The sequence below is a fragment of the Sphingomonas faeni genome (assembly GCF_040407505.1).
In the GTDB taxonomy this organism is placed as follows: Bacteria; Pseudomonadota; Alphaproteobacteria; order Sphingomonadales; family Sphingomonadaceae; genus Sphingomonas; species Sphingomonas faeni_E.
Window position 1 is genome coordinate 271,992 of the sequence record NZ_JAPZPQ010000004.1, and the last position, 16,873, is coordinate 288,864.

At 65.5% G+C, this 16,873-nt stretch carries 13 protein-coding genes and 1 pseudogene; 7 read left to right on the plus strand and 7 right to left on the minus strand.

Features of this window, described 5'->3' with window-relative positions:
• Positions 1-156: 156 nt before the first annotated feature.
• The 3 genes from O6X71_RS14460 to O6X71_RS14470 are packed head-to-tail and all read left to right on the plus strand — an operon-like array spanning position 157 to position 3,147.
• Positions 157-2,469 carry a ribonuclease R family protein gene (locus O6X71_RS14460; RefSeq protein WP_353466441.1) on the plus strand — a complete coding sequence of 771 codons (2,313 nt, stop codon included), beginning with the start codon at positions 157-159 and terminating at the stop codon, positions 2,467-2,469.
• Positions 2,470-2,519: 50 nt separating this feature from the next.
• Positions 2,520-2,816, plus strand: a complete 297-nt coding sequence (locus tag O6X71_RS14465) for a hypothetical protein (RefSeq protein WP_353466442.1) — start codon at positions 2,520-2,522, stop codon at positions 2,814-2,816.
• A 37-nt stretch (positions 2,817-2,853) separates the two neighbouring features.
• Positions 2,854-3,147 (plus strand): hypothetical protein, encoded by a 294-nt coding sequence (locus O6X71_RS14470; RefSeq protein WP_353466443.1) that lies wholly within the window; start codon positions 2,854-2,856, stop codon positions 3,145-3,147.
• On the opposite strand, the gene O6X71_RS14475 is transcribed toward O6X71_RS14470, so the two are convergent.
• Positions 3,148-4,305, minus strand: coding sequence for a saccharopine dehydrogenase family protein (locus O6X71_RS14475; protein WP_353466444.1), 1,158 nt, complete (start codon positions 4,303-4,305; stop codon positions 3,148-3,150).
• A gap of 67 nt (positions 4,306-4,372) precedes the next feature.
• Between O6X71_RS14475 and O6X71_RS14480 the strand changes: the two genes are divergently transcribed.
• Positions 4,373-4,753: a TfoX/Sxy family protein gene (locus tag O6X71_RS14480; protein WP_353466445.1), complete on the plus strand. Its 381-nt coding sequence runs from the start codon at positions 4,373-4,375 to the stop codon at positions 4,751-4,753.
• Here O6X71_RS14480 and O6X71_RS14485 read toward each other — a convergent pair.
• Complete coding sequence (locus O6X71_RS14485) at positions 4,750-6,525, minus strand: ABC transporter transmembrane domain-containing protein (RefSeq protein ID WP_353466446.1); 1,776 nt, start codon at positions 6,523-6,525, stop codon at positions 4,750-4,752. The genes O6X71_RS14480 and O6X71_RS14485 overlap by 4 nt on opposite strands.
• Before the next feature lie 162 nt (positions 6,526-6,687).
• Here O6X71_RS14485 and O6X71_RS14490 point away from each other — a divergent pair, with 162 nt between their 5' ends.
• Positions 6,688-7,920, plus strand: coding sequence for a polyhydroxyalkanoate depolymerase (locus O6X71_RS14490; protein ID WP_353466447.1), 1,233 nt, complete (start codon positions 6,688-6,690; stop codon positions 7,918-7,920).
• Positions 7,921-7,959: 39 nt separating this feature from the next.
• Here the strand turns inward: O6X71_RS14490 and O6X71_RS14495 are convergent, their stop codons facing one another.
• The 3 genes from O6X71_RS14495 to O6X71_RS14505 form a co-directional block, all read right to left on the minus strand.
• Positions 7,960-8,442 (minus strand): pyridoxamine 5'-phosphate oxidase family protein, encoded by a 483-nt coding sequence (locus tag O6X71_RS14495; RefSeq protein ID WP_353466449.1) that lies wholly within the window; start codon positions 8,440-8,442, stop codon positions 7,960-7,962.
• Between the two features lie 396 nt (positions 8,443-8,838).
• Entirely contained in the window at positions 8,839-10,017 is a 1,179-nt protein-coding gene (locus tag O6X71_RS14500; RefSeq protein WP_056490984.1) for an acetyl-CoA C-acyltransferase, read from the minus strand.
• Between the two features lie 133 nt (positions 10,018-10,150).
• On the minus strand, positions 10,151-10,585 hold the full coding sequence (locus O6X71_RS14505; RefSeq protein ID WP_435368495.1) for a MaoC family dehydratase: 435 nt from the start codon (positions 10,583-10,585) through the stop codon (positions 10,151-10,153).
• A gap of 157 nt (positions 10,586-10,742) precedes the next feature.
• On the opposite strand from O6X71_RS14505, the pseudogene O6X71_RS20970 reads away from it, so the two are divergent.
• Positions 10,743-13,671 (plus strand): annotated as a pseudogene (locus O6X71_RS20970) (L-glutamate gamma-semialdehyde dehydrogenase).
• 302 nt (positions 13,672-13,973) lie between these two features.
• On the opposite strand, the gene O6X71_RS14520 reads toward O6X71_RS20970, so the two are convergent.
• Positions 13,974-15,146, minus strand: a complete 1,173-nt coding sequence (locus tag O6X71_RS14520; protein ID WP_353466452.1) for a mechanosensitive ion channel family protein — start codon at positions 15,144-15,146, stop codon at positions 13,974-13,976.
• Positions 15,147-15,157: 11 nt separating this feature from the next.
• Complete coding sequence (locus O6X71_RS14525) at positions 15,158-16,114, minus strand: DNA topoisomerase IB (RefSeq protein ID WP_353466569.1); 957 nt, start codon at positions 16,112-16,114, stop codon at positions 15,158-15,160.
• A gap of 162 nt (positions 16,115-16,276) precedes the next feature.
• Here O6X71_RS14525 and O6X71_RS14530 point away from each other — a divergent pair, with 162 nt between their 5' ends.
• Positions 16,277-16,840, plus strand: coding sequence for a type 1 glutamine amidotransferase domain-containing protein (locus O6X71_RS14530; protein ID WP_056065353.1), 564 nt, complete (start codon positions 16,277-16,279; stop codon positions 16,838-16,840).
• The last annotated feature ends 33 nt before the right edge of the window (positions 16,841-16,873 follow it).

Sequence of the window (16,873 nt, forward strand, 5' to 3'; positions counted from 1 at the left end):
TACCGATTGCTCAAAAATGGAGGACTGTCCTTACGGTCTAAGGGAGTTTGGAGCGCCGATTCCGTACCGGATAAATCATCTGCCATTCCTTTCGGATGCTGTCGGTCCGAGTGAAGCCGGGGTGACGGAACGAGTTGGCATGCTTATCTGTGTGCGATGTACAAACCAAAAGCCGGTCTTCCGACGCGCGAGCAGATCCTCGACTTCATCGCCACTTCCGACGTGCCCGCGGGCAAGCGCGAGATCGCCAAGGGCTTCGGGCTCAGCGCCCAGGACAAGATCGGGCTCAAAGCGTTGCTCAAGGATATGGCCGATGAGGGGTTGATCGACAGCGCGCCCGGTCGCGCGTTCCACAAGATGGGCGGCATCCCGAAGGTGACGGTGCTGCGGATCGCCGATGTCGATGACGGCGGCAACGTCTGGGCGGTCCCGGAGCGCTGGGAGGCGGAGGGCGTGCCGCCGCCGCGTCTGCGCGTGCGCGAGCGGAAGCGCGGTGCGCTTGGTGTCGGCGAGCGAATCCTCGCGCGGACCGAGGAGGCCGGAAACGGCTGGATCGCGCATCCGATGAAGGTGCTCGCGCCGGCGTCCGAGCAGGTCCTGGGCGTTTTGCGCGAAGAGGCCGGGCGGCTCTGGCTAACGGGTGTCGACAAGCGAGAGCGACGTGAGTTTGCGGTGGCGGATGCCGGTGGTGCGGCACCGGGCGATCTCGTGCTGGCAGAACTGGGGGGGAAACCACCGAAGATCGCCGCCCGTGTCGTGCAGAAGCTGGGTGATCCGTTCGCAGCCCGCAGCTTCTCACTCATCGCGATCCACAAGCTCGGCATCCCGGACGTGTTCTCGCAGGAGGCGCTCGAAGAAGCGGAGCGGGTCTCGAAGCTGCCGTTGGGGGAGGGGCGTGAAGATCTGCGCGACCTGCCGATCGTCGCGATCGACCCAGAAGATGCGCGCGATCACGACGACGCCGTCTGGGCGGAGGCGGACGACGATCCAACAAATGCCGGCGGCTGGAAGGCGATCGTCGCGATCGCCGATGTCAGCTTCTACGTGCGGCCGAAGTCCGAGGTCGACCGCGAGGCGCGGCGGCGCGGGAACTCGGTGTATTTTCCCGACCGCGTAGTGCCGATGCTGCCTGAGATCCTGTCGGCAGAGGTGTGTTCGCTGAAGGAGGGTGCGGATCGCGCAGCGCTCGCGTGCCATCTGCGGATCGGCAAGGACGGCTCGCTTAAGTCGTGGCGCTTCACACGCGCGGTCGTGCGGATCGCAGCGAACCTTGCGTATGAGGAGGCGCAGGCGATCATCGACGCCTCCTCCCCTCCCGTCTTGCGGGAGGGGGCGGGGGAGGGCGGTGCCGCGCTCGACCCGGTTATAAGTCAGCCAGCCCCTCCCCCGACCCCTCCCGTAGACGGGAGGGGAGATATGTTGGGCGTGCTACAGCCGCTCTGGGCTTGCTGGCACGCGCTGGCCAAGGCGCGTGATGCTCGTGCGCCGCTCGATCTCGACCTGCCGGAGCGCCGCGTGGTGCTCGACGAGCAGGGACGGATCATGTCGGTGTCGCCGCGCGAACGGCTCGATGCACACCGGCTGATCGAGGATTACATGATCGCTGCCAATGTCGCCGCCGCCAAGGCGCTGGAGGCGAAGAAGGCGCCGGTGATGTACCGCATCCACGAGCCGCCGAGCCGCGAGAAACTGGCGGCGCTCAAGGAGTATCTCGAGACCTTCGACGTGCCGTTCGCGCTCGGGCAGGTCGTTCGTCCCGCGACGTTCAACCACATTATCGAGCGGATCGGCGAAGCGGACTTCCGCCCGCAGGTGATGGAGCAGATCCTTCGCACCCAGACCCAGGCCTATTACGCGCCCGGCAACCACGGGCATTTCGGCCTCAGTCTCGGCAGTTACGCGCATTTCACGTCGCCAATCCGGCGCTATGCCGATTTGCTCGTCCATCGCTCGCTGGTGTCCGCCTACGGTCTTGGCGAGGGTGGGTTGCCGGCGGACGATGCGGCCAACATGGAGTCGGTCGGCGAGATCATCAGCCGGCTGGAGCGCCGCGCGATGGAGGCCGAGCGCGACACCACCGATCGCTATGTCGCGGCGTTCCTGTCGGAGCGCGTCGGCCAGGTGATGGACGTGCGGATCACCGGCGTGACCAATTTCGGGTTCTTCGCGACGGTCGAGGGGATCGGTGGCGATGGCCTGATGCCGGTGCGCGATCTGGGTGGCGAATATTTCCGCTTCGACGAGGGCGCGCGGACGCTGACCGGCGAGCATAGCGGCGATGTCTTCGCGCAGGGGCAGACACTGGAGTTGCGGCTGGCAGAGGCGAACCCGGTGTCGGGTGCCCTCCGCTTCGAGATGCCCGAGGGAAAGGGGGCCGCACAGCCTTCACGGGGCGGCCGCAAGCCGGTGCGCGAGATCAAGCGACGTGGTCGCCCGGCGAACATCCGCCATCAAGGCAAGCGACGTTAGGATTTGCGCAAACCCCCCGCGCTATGCGAGATCGGCGCGGGGGGGAGAGTATGCGGGGACTTATTCTAGGCCGATCGCGTCGACGGATCGTCAAGGATTTCGTTGCGGCACGGGCCACGTCGGCTGATCGTGCAATCGCCTATGTCGCGAAGGACGCGCGGATATTTCGCCAACTTCGGGTCTTTGGCGCGATCGTCGACGACGGGGCCGGGCGCTATCATCTAGATGCGCGAAAGCTCGGCGCATTTCGCGCTTCGGTGCGACTACGTGCAGCAGCGATCGTCGGGGTATCGGGCGTTGCGGCAAGCGTTGCGGCGGCGGCGACTGTCTTCGCGCTTGCCGAATAAGCTATCGCCGGTAAATCCGAGCCCATCCGGCGTGCCAATGGCGTTGCGTCCGCATCGGATCCGCGGAGTCATCCCGGCACTGTTTCTGGCACGACATGCGATCGGACCCGACGATGCGATCGCCTTCCTACCGCGTGGTGCTCGGGAGCAGGCGACGTTCGATCGGCTGCGCGCAAACGGCACCGTCCGCGAAACCGCACAAGGCCGCTTCTATTTCGATCTCGACGCGCATTATGCGGCCGTCGAGCGACGCCGACGTCTCGCTGTGCCGATCGCGATCATCGTGTCGGTGCTGATCGCCTGGATCGCCACGCGGTTCTTCCGCGGTTGATCACCCGACCGTGAAGGTAAGCCCCGCCTTCGCCACCAGCCGATCGCGCAACTTCGCCCCCATCAGTGCACCCGGTGTCCAGATCCCGCCATCGCCCTCCACGTCCTGGACGAGGCACAACGCCGCCTCGGCGATCATCTTGCTGGTCGAGCCATAGCCGGGATCGCGGTCGCCGGTGACGACCGCGTCGATCCGCTCGCCATCGGGCATGATGCCCGCGAACAGCAGGTCGTAATGGCCGGCATCGCGCTCCTCCTTCGACGGGCCTTCGCCGGGTTTCGGCCCCTTGTCGCCCGAGAACGGATTGAACTTGGCGATCGCCTCGGCCGCGACCTTGCCGAGATCGCCCAGCCCTGCGACCATCATCTCGTCATAGACGAAGTCCGCACCATAGGCCTCGCCGAGCAGGAAATTGGTGCGGTGGACGTTCTTGGTGTTGATCGGCGCCATCACGAACGGCGCGACCCAGGCCGAGATGGTCGTGTCGTATTCGGGGAGCAGCCCAGTCGGCTGATGTGGTCCCTGGAAGCCGGGGGTGAGCGCGAACGGACTGGTCAGCAGCTTGACGATGCCGGGATCGCGCGCGGCGGCAGCGAGCGTCGCCTTGAGGCTGGCCGCGGTACCGCCCGAGAACGTCCCCTGCATTTTGCGCACGCGGCCTTTCACGCGGGGCGCGGGGATGCCGTATTTGGCCTTCGCCGCCTCCTGCAACGTCAGTACGCCGAGATCGAACGGGATCGAGTCGAAGCCGCAGGAGAACACGATCCGCGCTCCGGTCCGCGTCGCTTCGCCTTCGTGCGCGTCGATCATGTGGCGCATCCACGCGGGCTCGCCGCACAGGTCGACATACCCGGTGCCGGTCGCGGCGCAGACGGCAACGAGGTTGGAGCCGTACAGTTGGTACGGTCCGACCGTCGAGATGACGACGGTGGCACGCTCGGCCATCGCGCGGAGGCTGGCGGGATCGTCGGAGTCGGCAGCGATCAGCGCCGTTTCGGCAGGCGCGTCGATCAGGTCGCGGACCTCCTGCAACTTCGATAGCGAGCGCCCGGCCATCGCCCACCGAACACCGGTGAGATAGGTCTGGACGAGATACTCCGCCACGAGCCGCCCGGTGAACCCGGTCGCGCCGTAGATGACGATGTCGAAGTCGCGCATACCCATCTCCTCTTTCGAGGAGTTTGCGCTCGCTGTCATGGCATCGCAAGCGAAACGCCGTCGCGGCATGCGCCTCGCTATCGTCGTGCCGATCTGCGAGGATCACAATATGGCATCCGATCCAAAAACCGTCGCATTCATCGTCGACCAGCTCGCCGCGGCGGGGGAGGTCTCCGCAAAGCCGATGTTCGGCGAATACGGCGTCTATTGCGACGGCAGGATGGTCGCGCTGATCTGTGACGAGCAGCTCTTCGTTAAACCGACACCGGGCGGCCGCGCGTTCGCAGGGGCGATCGACGAGGCGCCGCCGTATCCGGGCGCGAAACCGTGCCTGTTGGTCGATGCGGATCGCTGGGACGATGCGGAGTGGCTCGCCGAACTCGTCCGCATCTCGACCGCCGAATTGCCGATGCCGAAACCGAAGAAACCCAAGCCCAAGAAGGTCTAGGCGGCCTCGTTGAACTGCAGGCTGGCGAGCCGCGCGTAGAGCCCGCTGTTGGTCATCAGCGACGCGTGCGAGCCCTCTTCGACGATCTGTCCGTCGCTCATCACGATGATCCGCTCGGCCGCACGCACGGTGGCGAGGCGGTGCGCGATGACCAGCGTGGTGCGGTTCGCCATGAGCCGTTCGAGCGCTTCCTGCACGAGCCGTTCGCTTTCCGCATCGAGCGCACTAGTCGCCTCGTCGAGCAGCAGGATCGGTGCATCGCGAAGCAGCGCGCGGGCGATCGTCACGCGCTGGCGCTGGCCGCCCGACAGCCGAGCGCCGCCTTCGCCGAGGAACGTGTCGAGTCCCTCGGGAAGCTTGCGCAGGAACTCAGCGGCGTTGGCGGCTTCGGCGGCGGCCCAGAGCTGGTCGTCGGTCGCGGACCAGTCGCCGTAGCGGAGATTGTCGCGGGCCGAGGCGCCGAAGATGATCGTCTCCTGCGGGACCATCGCGATGCGGGCGCGGACTTCCGCCGGGTCGGCGTCGCGCAGGTCGATGCCGTCGAGCGTCACGCGGCCGGCGTCGGGATCGTAGAAGCGCTGGACCAACTGGAAGAGGGTAGTCTTGCCTGCGCCCGAGGGGCCGACGACGGCGACCGTCTCGCCCGGCTTCACGTCGAGCGAGAAGCCGTTGAGGGCCGCGACGTCGCGCCGCGTCGGGTAGTGGAACTGCACGCCCTCGAACGCGAGCGCGCCGCGTGGCGGCTGGGGCAGGGCAACCGGGTTGGCGGGCGCGGCGATCTCGGGCTTTTCGCGGAGCAACTCGGACAGGCGTCCGGCCGCACCGGCGCCGCGCAACAGGTCGCCATAGACTTCTGTCAGCGCGCCGAACGCGCCCGCGACAATCCCTCCGGTCAGGACGAACGCGGCGATCGCGCCACCGCTGATGCGGCCGGCGGCGACGTCGATCGCACCTTCCCACAGGACCAATGTGATCGACCCGAACACGAGCCCTATGACGATCGCAGTCATCACCGCCCGCAACATAATCCGCGCGCGAGCAGCGGCGAAGGTCGCGGCCACGGCGTCTCCAAATCGGATCGCCTCACGGTCTTCCTGCCCGAATGCCTGCACGACCTTCATCGCGCCGAGCGTCTCGGTGGCGATCGAGCCGACATCGGCGACGCGGTCCTGCGAGGTGCGCGAGTAATTGCGGACGCGCTTGCCGAGCAGCGCGATCGGCAGGATGATCAGCGGGATGCCGATCATCAGCATGCCCGCAAGCTTCGGCGAGATCGCGAACAGGTAGATCAGCCCACCGATGCCGGTGAACGTGTTGCGCAGCGCGATCGACACCGTGCTGCCGACGACCTGTTCGATCAGCGCAGTATCCGACGTGAGGCGCGAGGCAATCTCGGACGGGCGGTTCTCTTCGAAGAAGCGCGGCGTCAGGCGGAGCAGGTGGCGCTGCACGTTGATGCGGATGTCCGCGACGACGCGCTCGCCTAGCCACGACACGTAATAGAAGCGCACCGCGGTCGCGAGCGCGAGCACCACGACGATCATCAGCAAATAGTGGAACGAGTTGGCGACCGACCCGCCTGCACCGGGGCCGAAGCCGCGGTCGATCACGCGCTTGAATCCGTATGGGATGCCGATCGTCGCGGCCGAGGTCATCATCAGCGCGAGCCCCGCGAACGCGATCTGGCGAGGATATTGGGAGGCGTGACGCCATACCATCGCAAGATCGCCGATCCGGCGGGACGTCTTCTCTTCGGGTATCGGCTTGGCCATGCGCGGTGCCTAGCAGCGGCGGGGGTGGCGCTCAACGAGAACCGGGCGTCGCCGAGAGCGGTGATCCGGTCGCGCGGGACGGAGCGGCGATCGATCGCGCGTTGCACTGCGGCAAAATTGCGTTACCACCGTGCAAAGCCCGATGAGGCGAGAGGATACCGCATGCTCTACGATGCCTATGAATTCCAACGTTCGATGATGGCCGGCGCCAGCAAGATGGCGAGCTTCGGCGCGGATATGCTCAACAATCCGGCAAACCCGTTCGCCTATTTGGGCGGCGGCACGGTGGTCGCATCGGCGCTCGAAGTGTTCGCACACGCGAATGCTACTCGCGGCAAGCCGGCGTTCGGGCTCGACACGACGACGATCGACGGCCGCGAGGTCGCGGTCCGCGAGGAGATCGTGCTGCGGAAGGACTTCGGGCAGCTGAAGCGGTTCGTGCGCGAGGGCGTCGAGGGTGGTCCGAAGTTGCTGATCGTCGCGCCGATGTCGGGCCATTATGCGACGTTGCTGCGTGGGACCGTAGAGCGGATGTTGCCGTTCGCGGACGTCTACATCACCGACTGGCGCGATGCGCGCAGCGTGCCGCTGTCGGCCGGGCGGTTCGATCTCGACGATTACATCGACTATCTGATCGAATATCTGGAGACGATCGGCGCGAATGAGGGGCAGGGGGGCACGCACATGCTGGCCGTCTGCCAACCCTCGGTTCCCTGCTACGCTGCTATCGCGTTGATGAGCGCGGACAAGAACCCGTGCCGCCCGAAGACGTTGACGATGATGGGTGGTCCCGTCGACACGCGCGAAGCCCCGACCGCGGTCAACACGCTGGCGACCGAGCGGCCGCATGCGTGGTTCGAGCAGAACGTCATCGCGACCGTCCCGGGCAATTATCCGGGTGCGGGTCGGAAAGTGTATCCCGGCTTCCTGCAGCTTGCCGGATTCATGTCGATGAATCTGGGCAACCACATGGTCTCGCATTGGGAGATGTATAAGCATCTTGTCCAGGGCGATGGCGAGAGCGCGTCGCAGAGCCAGGATTTCTACGAGGAATACCGCTCGGTCTGCGACATGACTGCGGAATTCTATCTCCAGACGATCGACGTCGTGTTCCAGAACCATGCGCTGCCGCGGGGGATCATGACGCATCGTGGACGGCTGGTCGATCCGGCGGCGATCACCGATATCGGTCTGCTCGCGGTCGAGGGTGAGCGCGACGACATTTCGGGCTTGGGCCAGACCAAGGCGGCGCTGACACTGGCGACTGCGCTACCCAACGAGAAGAAGCGCTACCTCATGGCGGAGGGTGCTGGCCATTACGGCATCTTCAACGGCACGCGCTGGCGGGAGAAGATCGCACCGGTAGTGGAAGAGTTCATTACCGCGCACGGGTAAAGAGAATGGGCAGCCCTCCACGGGCTGCCCACAATTAGATCAGGCGATCGAGTTCACCACCGCGTGGCTGCTCGATTCGTCCGAGCGGATCGTGCCGCCGAACAGCATCTTGAGGCGGCCGCCGATCGAGATGTCGGTTTCCCACAACTCGGCGCTGTCGATGTCGAAGCGCAGCAGCGTCAGGTTGGGGTCTTCCTTGCCGCCCGGAAACCATGCCTCGACCTGGTTGTTCCAGAGCTTGTCGATCTGCGTGCGGTCGTTCGACGTCGAGACGTCGCCGGCCATGCACGCGAAGAAATCATGGCCCTTGCCGACGAACTGCGCCATCGCCGCGCCGCCCTTGGCGATGCGGTTGTCGCGGCCAGCGAAGAAGAACAGCGTGTTGGGCTGATCGTCGTCGATCTGCGCGGTCATCGGCTCGGAATGCTGGCCGTCGTTAAGGCCGATCATCACGAACGGGCTGGCCTTCAGCTTCTCGATGAACTTCGCTGCGACTTCCTGCGGGGTATCCTTGTCGGCCATCGTCATTCTCCTATTGGCATGGATTGCCACTGAGAACGGGTGGGGCGGGGGTTGGTTGCGCGGGGACGGCCGATCGGCGCACGCGATGCCGCTTGGTGAAAGCGCATGCGACGCGCCATGGTGAGGACGGCAGCAGTTCTGCTGTCGACCAGAAAGGATCGAGAATGTCTCTCACCGATCTGTGTCTGATACTAGGCGTGCTCTTCGCCTTTGCGACCTTGGTCGTGAAGATAATCGAAGTGGCACGTCGAGGATAAGCACACGGGCGGGGTTCGGGCTGACACTCGAGCCCCAAACGTATTAGAGCCCCGGCCGCTGACACGGCCGAGGCTCCCAGAAAGGCGAGAATGTCCTTCGCCGAACTCTAAATATCCCTTTGCCGGATACCTTGCAAGGTTACAGTACTTCGAACAACCCGGCTGCGCCCATGCCGCCGCCGACGCACATCGTGACCACGACATACTTTGCGCCGCGACGCTTGCCTTCGATCAGCGCGTGGCCGGTCGCGCGGGCGCCGGTCATGCCGTAGGGGTGGCCGATCGAGATCGCGCCGCCGCTGACGTTGAGCAGCTCGTCGGGGATGCCGAGGTTGTCGCGGCAGTACAGGACCTGCACCGCGAACGCCTCGTTCAGCTCCCACAGGCCGATATCGTCCATCTTCAGGCCGAAGCGCTTGAGCAGCTTGGGGATCGCCACCACCGGGCCGATGCCCATCTCGTCGGGCTCGGTGCCGCCGACCGCCATGCCGACATAGCGACCGAGCGGCTGGAGACCGCGCTGCGAGGCGATCTTCTCTTCCATCAACACCGACGACGACGAGCCGTCCGACAGCTGCGATGCGTTGCCCGCGGTGATGGTGAAGTCGGGGCCCATTACCGGCTTGAGCGACTGGAGGCCTTCCAGCGTGGTGTCGGCGCGGTTGCCCTCGTCCTTGGTGATCGTCACGTCCTTGTACGTGACCTCCTTCGTCTCCTTGTTGACGATGGCCATGTTGGCGTCGACGGGGATGATCTCGGCATCGAAATAGCCGGCGGCCTGCGCGGCGGCGGTGCGCTGCTGCGACTGCAGTGCGTAGGCGTCCATCGCATCGCGGCTGATGCCGTAGCGCTTGGCGACGACCTCGGCGGTCTGCAGCATCGGCATGTAGACGTCCTTGTGCATCGCGATCAGCTGGGGATCGGGCGCGACGCGCATCTGCGGGGTCTGGACGAGGCTGATGCTCTCGACGCCGCCGCCGATCGTGATGTCCATGTTGTCGGTGATGATCTGCTTGGCGGCGGTGGCGATCGCCATGAGGCCGGACGCGCACTGGCGGTCGACCGACATGCCCGAGACGGTGACCGGGAGCCCGGCGCGTAGCAACGACGTGCGGGCGATGTTCCCGGCCTGATGACCTTGCTGGAGCGCGCAGCCGAAGACGACGTCGTCGACTTCCGCGCCATCGATGCCGGCCCGCTCGACCGCGGCCTTGATCGAATGCGAGGCGAGCGTGGGGGCGGGGGTGTTGTTGAAGCCGCCGCGATAGGCGCGGCCGATGGGGGTGCGGGCGGTGGAGACGATGACGGCTGAACGCATGTATTTTATCCTTATCTGCTCCCTTCCCGCTTGCGGGAGGGGTTGGGGGAGGGGGTGGCCAGAGTGGCCGGCGCAATCGCGGCTATCTCGGACCCTCCCCTGACCCCTCCCGCAAGCGGGAGGGGAATTAGTTTCAAACGAACACTTGGCTGATCCATTCGGCGATCAGGGCGGGCTTTTCCTGGCCTTCGATCTCGACCGAAAACGCGTTGGTCTGCTGCCACTGGCCGGGACGCTTCTCGTCGAACGAGAGCAGCTTGAAGCGGCCGCGGACTTTCGAGCCGGAGCGGACGGGGGTCAGGAAGCGGACCGAGTTGCCGCCATAATTGACGCCCATCTTCGCGCCTTCGATGGTCGTCGCGTCGGGCACCTTCGACGACAGCAGCGGCATCAGCGACAGCGTCAGGAAGCCGTGCGCGATCGTGCCGCCGAACGGGGTCTGTGCCGCGCGGACCGGGTCGATGTGGATGAACTGGTGATCGCCGGTCGCGTCGGCGAACTTGTCGATCATGTCTTGCGTGACCTCGACCCAGTCGGAGACCGTCTCGGTGCCGATGCGCTGCTGCATCTGCGCGGTGGTGATCGTCGCCACGGCATTCCCCTCAAAGCTCATTTGGCGCTAAGCGCTGGAATGTCTCTAGGCGTACAGGCGAGCGGATCGCAAGCCTCACCCAACCGGAAGCTGGAAAATGTCGACTGCCGTAACGTCCAATGCCCGCGATATCATGGCAAAGCTGTACCGCGCGAGCGAACCCGATGTTCTAAAACCGCTGCTGGACCGCGCCGCGCTCGATTCGGATTCGCGCGAGCGGGTGATGGGGCACGCGCTGGGCCTGCTCGCGGACCTGCGGGCGGCGCAGAGCAAGGGCTGGGTGAACCAGTTCCTCCAGGAATATCGACTGAATTCGTCGGAAGGCGTCGCGTTGCTGTCGCTGGCGGAGGCGTTCCTGCGCGTGCCCGATCCCGAGACCGCGGATCTGCTGATCGCGGACAAGCTGGGCGATGCTGACTGGCGCGCGCATGCGGGCAAATCGAATTCGAAGCTCGTCAATTCGGCGACCTGGGGGCTGGTGGTCGGCCGCGTGCTGGTCGGCGAGGGATCGACCGGGCCGCTGCGGCGCCTGATCAGCCGCGCGGGCGAGCCGTTCGTGCGACAGGCGGTCGGCGCGGCAATGAAGATGATGGGCGAGATCTTCGTGATGGGTCGTACCATCGACGAGGCGATGAAGCGGATGCGGCGGCCGGAGAACAAGGGCTTCACGGCGAGCTTCGACATGCTCGGCGAGGCGGCGCGGACGCATGCCGATGCGCAGCGATACTTCCAGGCATATGTCGGTGCGGTCGATGCGGTCGGGCGCGATCCGGCGGCGGGGCACTCGATCTCGGTCAAGCTGTCGGCGCTGCACCCGCGGTACGAGGTGGCGCGGTGGAGCGAATGCGTGCCCGCGCTGACTGAGATGCTGGAGGCACTGGCGGTGCAGGCGGCGTCGAAGGGCATCGCTCTGACCGTCGACGCGGAGGAATCCGAACGGCTGGAGATGAGCCTCGACATCATCGGCACGGTCGCGGGGCTGCCGTCGCTGAAGGGCTGGGATGGGTTCGGCATGGCGGTGCAGGCCTATGGCAAGCGCGCGCGGCCGGTGATCGAATGGGCGAACGGGCTGGACCGCGTGATGAACGTGCGGCTGGTGAAGGGCGCGTATTGGGACAGCGAGATCAAGCGGACGCAGGTCGAGGGGCTGGCGGACTATCCGCTGTTCACGCGCAAGGCGGCGACCGACGTGTCGTATCTGGCGGTGGCGAAGGACATGCTGGCCGCGGAGAATATCCGGCCGGCGTTTGCGAGTCACAATGCGCTGACGGTCGCGACGATCATGGAGTGGGCGGGCAACTCGCGCGACTTCGAGTTCCAGCGGCTGCACGGGATGGGCGACGGGCTGTACGAGCGGCTGGTGCAGGAGAACGGCTATCATTGCCGGGTCTATGCGCCGGTTGGTGGGCACCGGGACCTGCTCGCGTATCTGGTTCGGCGGTTGCTGGAGAATGGGGCGAATTCGAGCTTCGTGCACCAGTTGGCGGATGAGCGGCTGACCGAGGCTGAGATTTTGGCGGATCCTGTGGCGAAGATCGCTGCGGTCGGAGGGAAGCGGCATCCCAGCATTCCGTTGCCGGTGGATTTGTTCGGGGCTGGGGGGCACCGGAATTCCGCCGGGTTGGATTTGAGTGATGTGGGGACTTTGGAGGCGACGGTTGCTGCGGTGAATTCCCCCCTCCCGCTTGCGGGAGGGGGATGCCGTTGCGGCCGCTATTACGCGTGCGCACGCGGCGTTTCCGGGTTGGTCGACCACGCCGGTCGACGATCGCGCCGCTTGCCTCGAACGCCTCGCGGACCTGCTCGAGAAGCATCGCGACGAACTGATGGCGATCTGCGTGCAGGAGGCGTTCAAGACGATTGGCGACGCGATCGGCGAGGTGCGCGAGGCGGCCGATTTCTGTCGCTATTACGCGCAGCAGGCGCGGTTGAACCTGCATCCGATCGAGCTGCCGGGGCCGACGGGCGAGCGCAACACGCTGCATATCGAGGGTCGCGGTGTCTGGGCGACGATCGCGCCGTGGAACTTCCCGCTGGCGATCTTCCTCGGCCAGACGGTGGCGGCGCTCGTCACAGGCAACACCGTCGTCGCCAAGCCTGCACCGCAGACCCCGCGGATCGCGGCGCGTGCGGTGGAACTGGCGCATGAGGCTGGCGTGCCGGTCGATGCGCTGGTGCTCGTCACCGGCGGGCCGGAGGTCGGCGCTGCGCTGACGGCGGACGTGCGCATCCAGGGCGTCGCGTTCACCGGATCGACCGCGACGTCGCGGAAGATCGCGCGGTCGTTGCTCGACGACGAGACGCGGCCGATCGTGCCGTTGATCGCGGAGACCGGCGGGATCAATGCTATGATCGTCGATTCCACCGCGCTGCCCGAGCAGGTGGTGGCGGACGTGATCGCGTCGTCGTTCCGGTCTGCGGGACAGCGTTGCTCGGCGTTGCGCTTGCTGCTGGTGCAGGAAGATATCGCGGACGGCGTGATCGAGATGCTGTCGGGGGCGATGGAGACGCTGCGGATCGGGCGGTCGGGCGATCCCGCGACCGATGTCGGGCCGGTGATCGACCAGGCCGCGTATGACCGGCTGATGGCGTATCGCGAGAGCGTGAAGGCGAAGATCGTCAAGACGCTCGATGCGCCCGCGGACGGGTTGTTCGTGCCGCCGACTCTGGTGCGGATCGGGGCGATCGAGGATTTGAACCAGGAGTGGTTCGGGCCGATCCTGCATGTCGCGACGTGGGAGGCGGGGAAGCTCAGCGAGACGATCGCTCGGGTGAATGCGAAGGGGTATGGGCTGACGATGGGCCTGCACAGCCGTATCGCGCGGGCGGCCGAGGTGATCGAGTCCGAGGCTGCGGTGGGGAATTTGTATATCAACCGGTCGATGATCGGGGCGGTTGTGGGGTCTCAGCCTTTTGGGGGCGAGGGGCTTTCGGGGACCGGGCCTAAGGCTGGTGGGCCGCGGTATCTGTACCGGTTCTGTGCGGAGCGGGCGGTGTCGGTGGATACGACGAGTGCTGGAGGGAATGCGACGTTGTTGTCTTTGGATGAGGGTGGGATCTAGTCTCTTCTCAACCTAACACTACGTCCGCACGGGTGAAGTAGAGAGCACCTCCCCGGCGGAGGCCGGGGCCCAATTGGGGAACGGTGCTGACGACCGTTGCGCTTCGTTACTGCGACCTTGCCAATTGGGCCCCGGCCTTCGCCGGGGTGGTGTTGGGGCGTGGCGATGAGCTCTTCATGTCCAGCTTGTCTCGGCAGCCGTGATTTCACGGTATTCTAGCAAGAATTGTTTCCCCGCGAAGGCGGGGATCCAGACTGGGCTCCCGCCTTCGCGGGAGAACAAGGTAGCAGTGGCAACGGGGCTTAGGCCGGCGTTGCTTCCGCATCCGACCGTCGCCCCTCGGGATACGGCATCACCACCGACCCATCCGGCGCGGCCATCATGTTCACCTGCGTCGGGAACGCGATCTCGATCTTCTCGTCGTTGAATCGTTTCAAAATCGCGATCCCCACCGCCGTCCGGCCATCGTAGAAGCTCGCATAATCCGGCCCCTTGCTGTCGAACTGCACCTCGAAATCGAGGCTCGACGCGCCGAAGCCTGTGAAGCCGGCGCGGGTGAAAATCTTGTCGTTGGCCTCGACGATCTCCTTCAGCATCGCGGGGATGCGCGAGCAGACCTCCGGCGGCGTCGAATAGGTGACGCCGATGACGAATTTCGCGCGGCGGTGGTTGCGTTGCGTGTTGTTGAGGATCTCCTTGTTGAGGAGGTTCTTGTTCGAGATCACGCGCTCCTCGCCGTCGATCCCGCGGATGCGCGTGGATTTCAGGCCGATCGCCTCGACGCTGCCCGAGGCGGTGTCGTAGCTGATCGAGTCGCCGCGGCGGAACGGGCGGTCGAAGATGATCGCGAGCGCGGCGAACAGGTCGGCGAAGATGCCCTGCGCCGCCAAACCGATCGCGATGCCGCCGACGCCGAGACCTGCAACGAGGCCGGTCACGTTGACGCCGAGATTGTCGAGTACGACGACCAGCGCGACCGCGAACACTACGAACGTGACGAGCAGGCGGATCAGGCCCATCGCCGAGAGCAACGCTTCGCCCGAATAATGTTCGGACTGCGTACGGTGCTCGATCGCGCCGAGGATGATCTCGCGGACCCAAACGGCGGCCTGGAACACCGCGGCGACGGTGAAGAGGAAGTTGATCGTCGTCGCGACTTCGCCGGGGGCGGCGGAGTATCCCGCGACCAGCTTGGCGGCGAGCATGACGATGAAGAAATTGCCGGTGCGTGCGATCGCCTTGCCGACGACGATGCCCCAGCCGTTAAGCGCGCGCGGGCGTTCGCAGAGCTTGCTGCCGAAGCGGCGCGCGGTGTGGAGGACGATCACGATGACCGCGCCGATCCCGAATGCGATCAGGATCTGGAGCCAATAGGCCTGGACCCAGGCGAAGCTCGCGGTGACGAAGCCCTGCGCGTGATCGCCGACATCGCTGGCGTCGAAGATCGGCTGTTTGGCGGCGGTAGTGTTGGACATGGAGATACTCGTCAGGCCGCTTTTTCGATTGTGGCAATTGCGGGCGTGCCGGCTTCGAGGAAGGTGATCAGGCCACATTCCTCGCGGCTCATGTAGCGCTTGGCGCGGGGGAGGCGGAGCGCCTTGCGGAACGTCGACTGACCGGTCTTCACCAACGCGATCAACGACGGGTGGACGTAGCTCTTCCGCGCGATCGCGTGGGTGTTACCCAGGCGGGCTACTACAGGTTCGAGCATCGCCTTGAGGCTGAGGTCGCGTTCGGCCGACGCGAGCGCCTCGAACGCGGCGACGCTGGCGGCCCAGGTCCGAAAATTCTTGGCGGTGAAATCTGTGCCGGTGACGTCGCGGATGTAACAGTTGACGTCGGTCGAGGTGACCGGGTGCGCGACGCCGGCATCGTCGAGCCACGCGAACAGATGCTGTTCGTCGAGGTCCTGGCATTTCTTGACGAAGCTGCTGAGCGACCGGTCGGTGATCTTGAGCGTCCGCATCTTGCCGGACTTGCCCCTGTACTGGAGTTTCAGCGTCGAGCCCTTCACTTCGCCGTGGCGCTTGCGCAGCGTGGTCGCGCCGAAGCTCTCGTTCGCTTCGGCATAGGCTTCGTTGCCGATGCGGATGTGGCCGCCGTCGAGCAGGCGGATGACGGCGGCGACCGCGCGTTCGCGGGTCAGCGAGCGCTTGCGGAGATCAGCCTCGACCGCCTTGCGGATCTTGGGGAGCGCGTGGCCGAAGTCGGCGCAGCGTTCGTACTTGGCGGCCTCCTGTGCTTCGCGGAAGCCGAGGTGATAGCGGTATTGCTTGCGCCCTTTCTCGTCCCAGCCGACCGCCTGGATATGACCGTTGGGCTTGGGGCAGAACCAGGCGTCGCGGTAGGCGGGGGGCAGGCCGACCGCGTTCAGCCGGTCGATCTCGTCGCGGTCGGTGATGCGCTCGCCCTTGGCATTCCAATAGCCCCAGCCGTTCCGCATCTTCTTGCGGGTGATGCCGGGTTTGGAGTCGTCGGAATACACGATCTTGATGGGCAATGCGGGGGTCCTTCTTGTCTGGAAATGTTCGGGAGGACGCATCGTTCCGGAACGACCCGCGTGGCGCTTGGTTGAGGGGGCACGGGATTTCACTGGAGACATGACATGGCCGATCTTTCCCAAGCTCGCGTATTGATGCTCGCTGCCGATGGTTTCGAGACCGTCGAACTGTTCGAACCGCGCAAGGCGCTGGAGGCGGCGGGCGCGAAGGTAACGCTTGCCTCGATCAAGACCGACCCGATTCAGGGCATGAAGGGCGACATCAACAAGGCCGAGACGGCGACGCCCGACCTGACGCTCGACGAGGTCGATACCGACGATTACGATGCGCTGGTGCTGCCGGGTGGCGTCGCCAATCCCGACACGATGCGCCAGGAAGAGCGCGCGATCGAGATCATCACCGAGTTCATGGAAGACGGCAAGATCATCGCCGCGATCTGCCATGCGCCGTGGCTCTTGGCCGAGGCGGACGTGATCGACGGTCGTCGCGTGACGAGTTTCCCGTCGATCCGCACCGATCTGGAGAATGCGGGCGCGGATGTGGTGGACGAGGAGGTCGTGGTCGACGGCAATTTGATCACCAGCCGCAAGCCGGATGACATCCCCGCGTTCAACAAGGCGATCATCGACGCGCTCGAGGAAGAACTGGCCGACGAACCGGTCGACTGACCTGTTCCCCTTCCGCTTGCGGGAGGGGTTAGG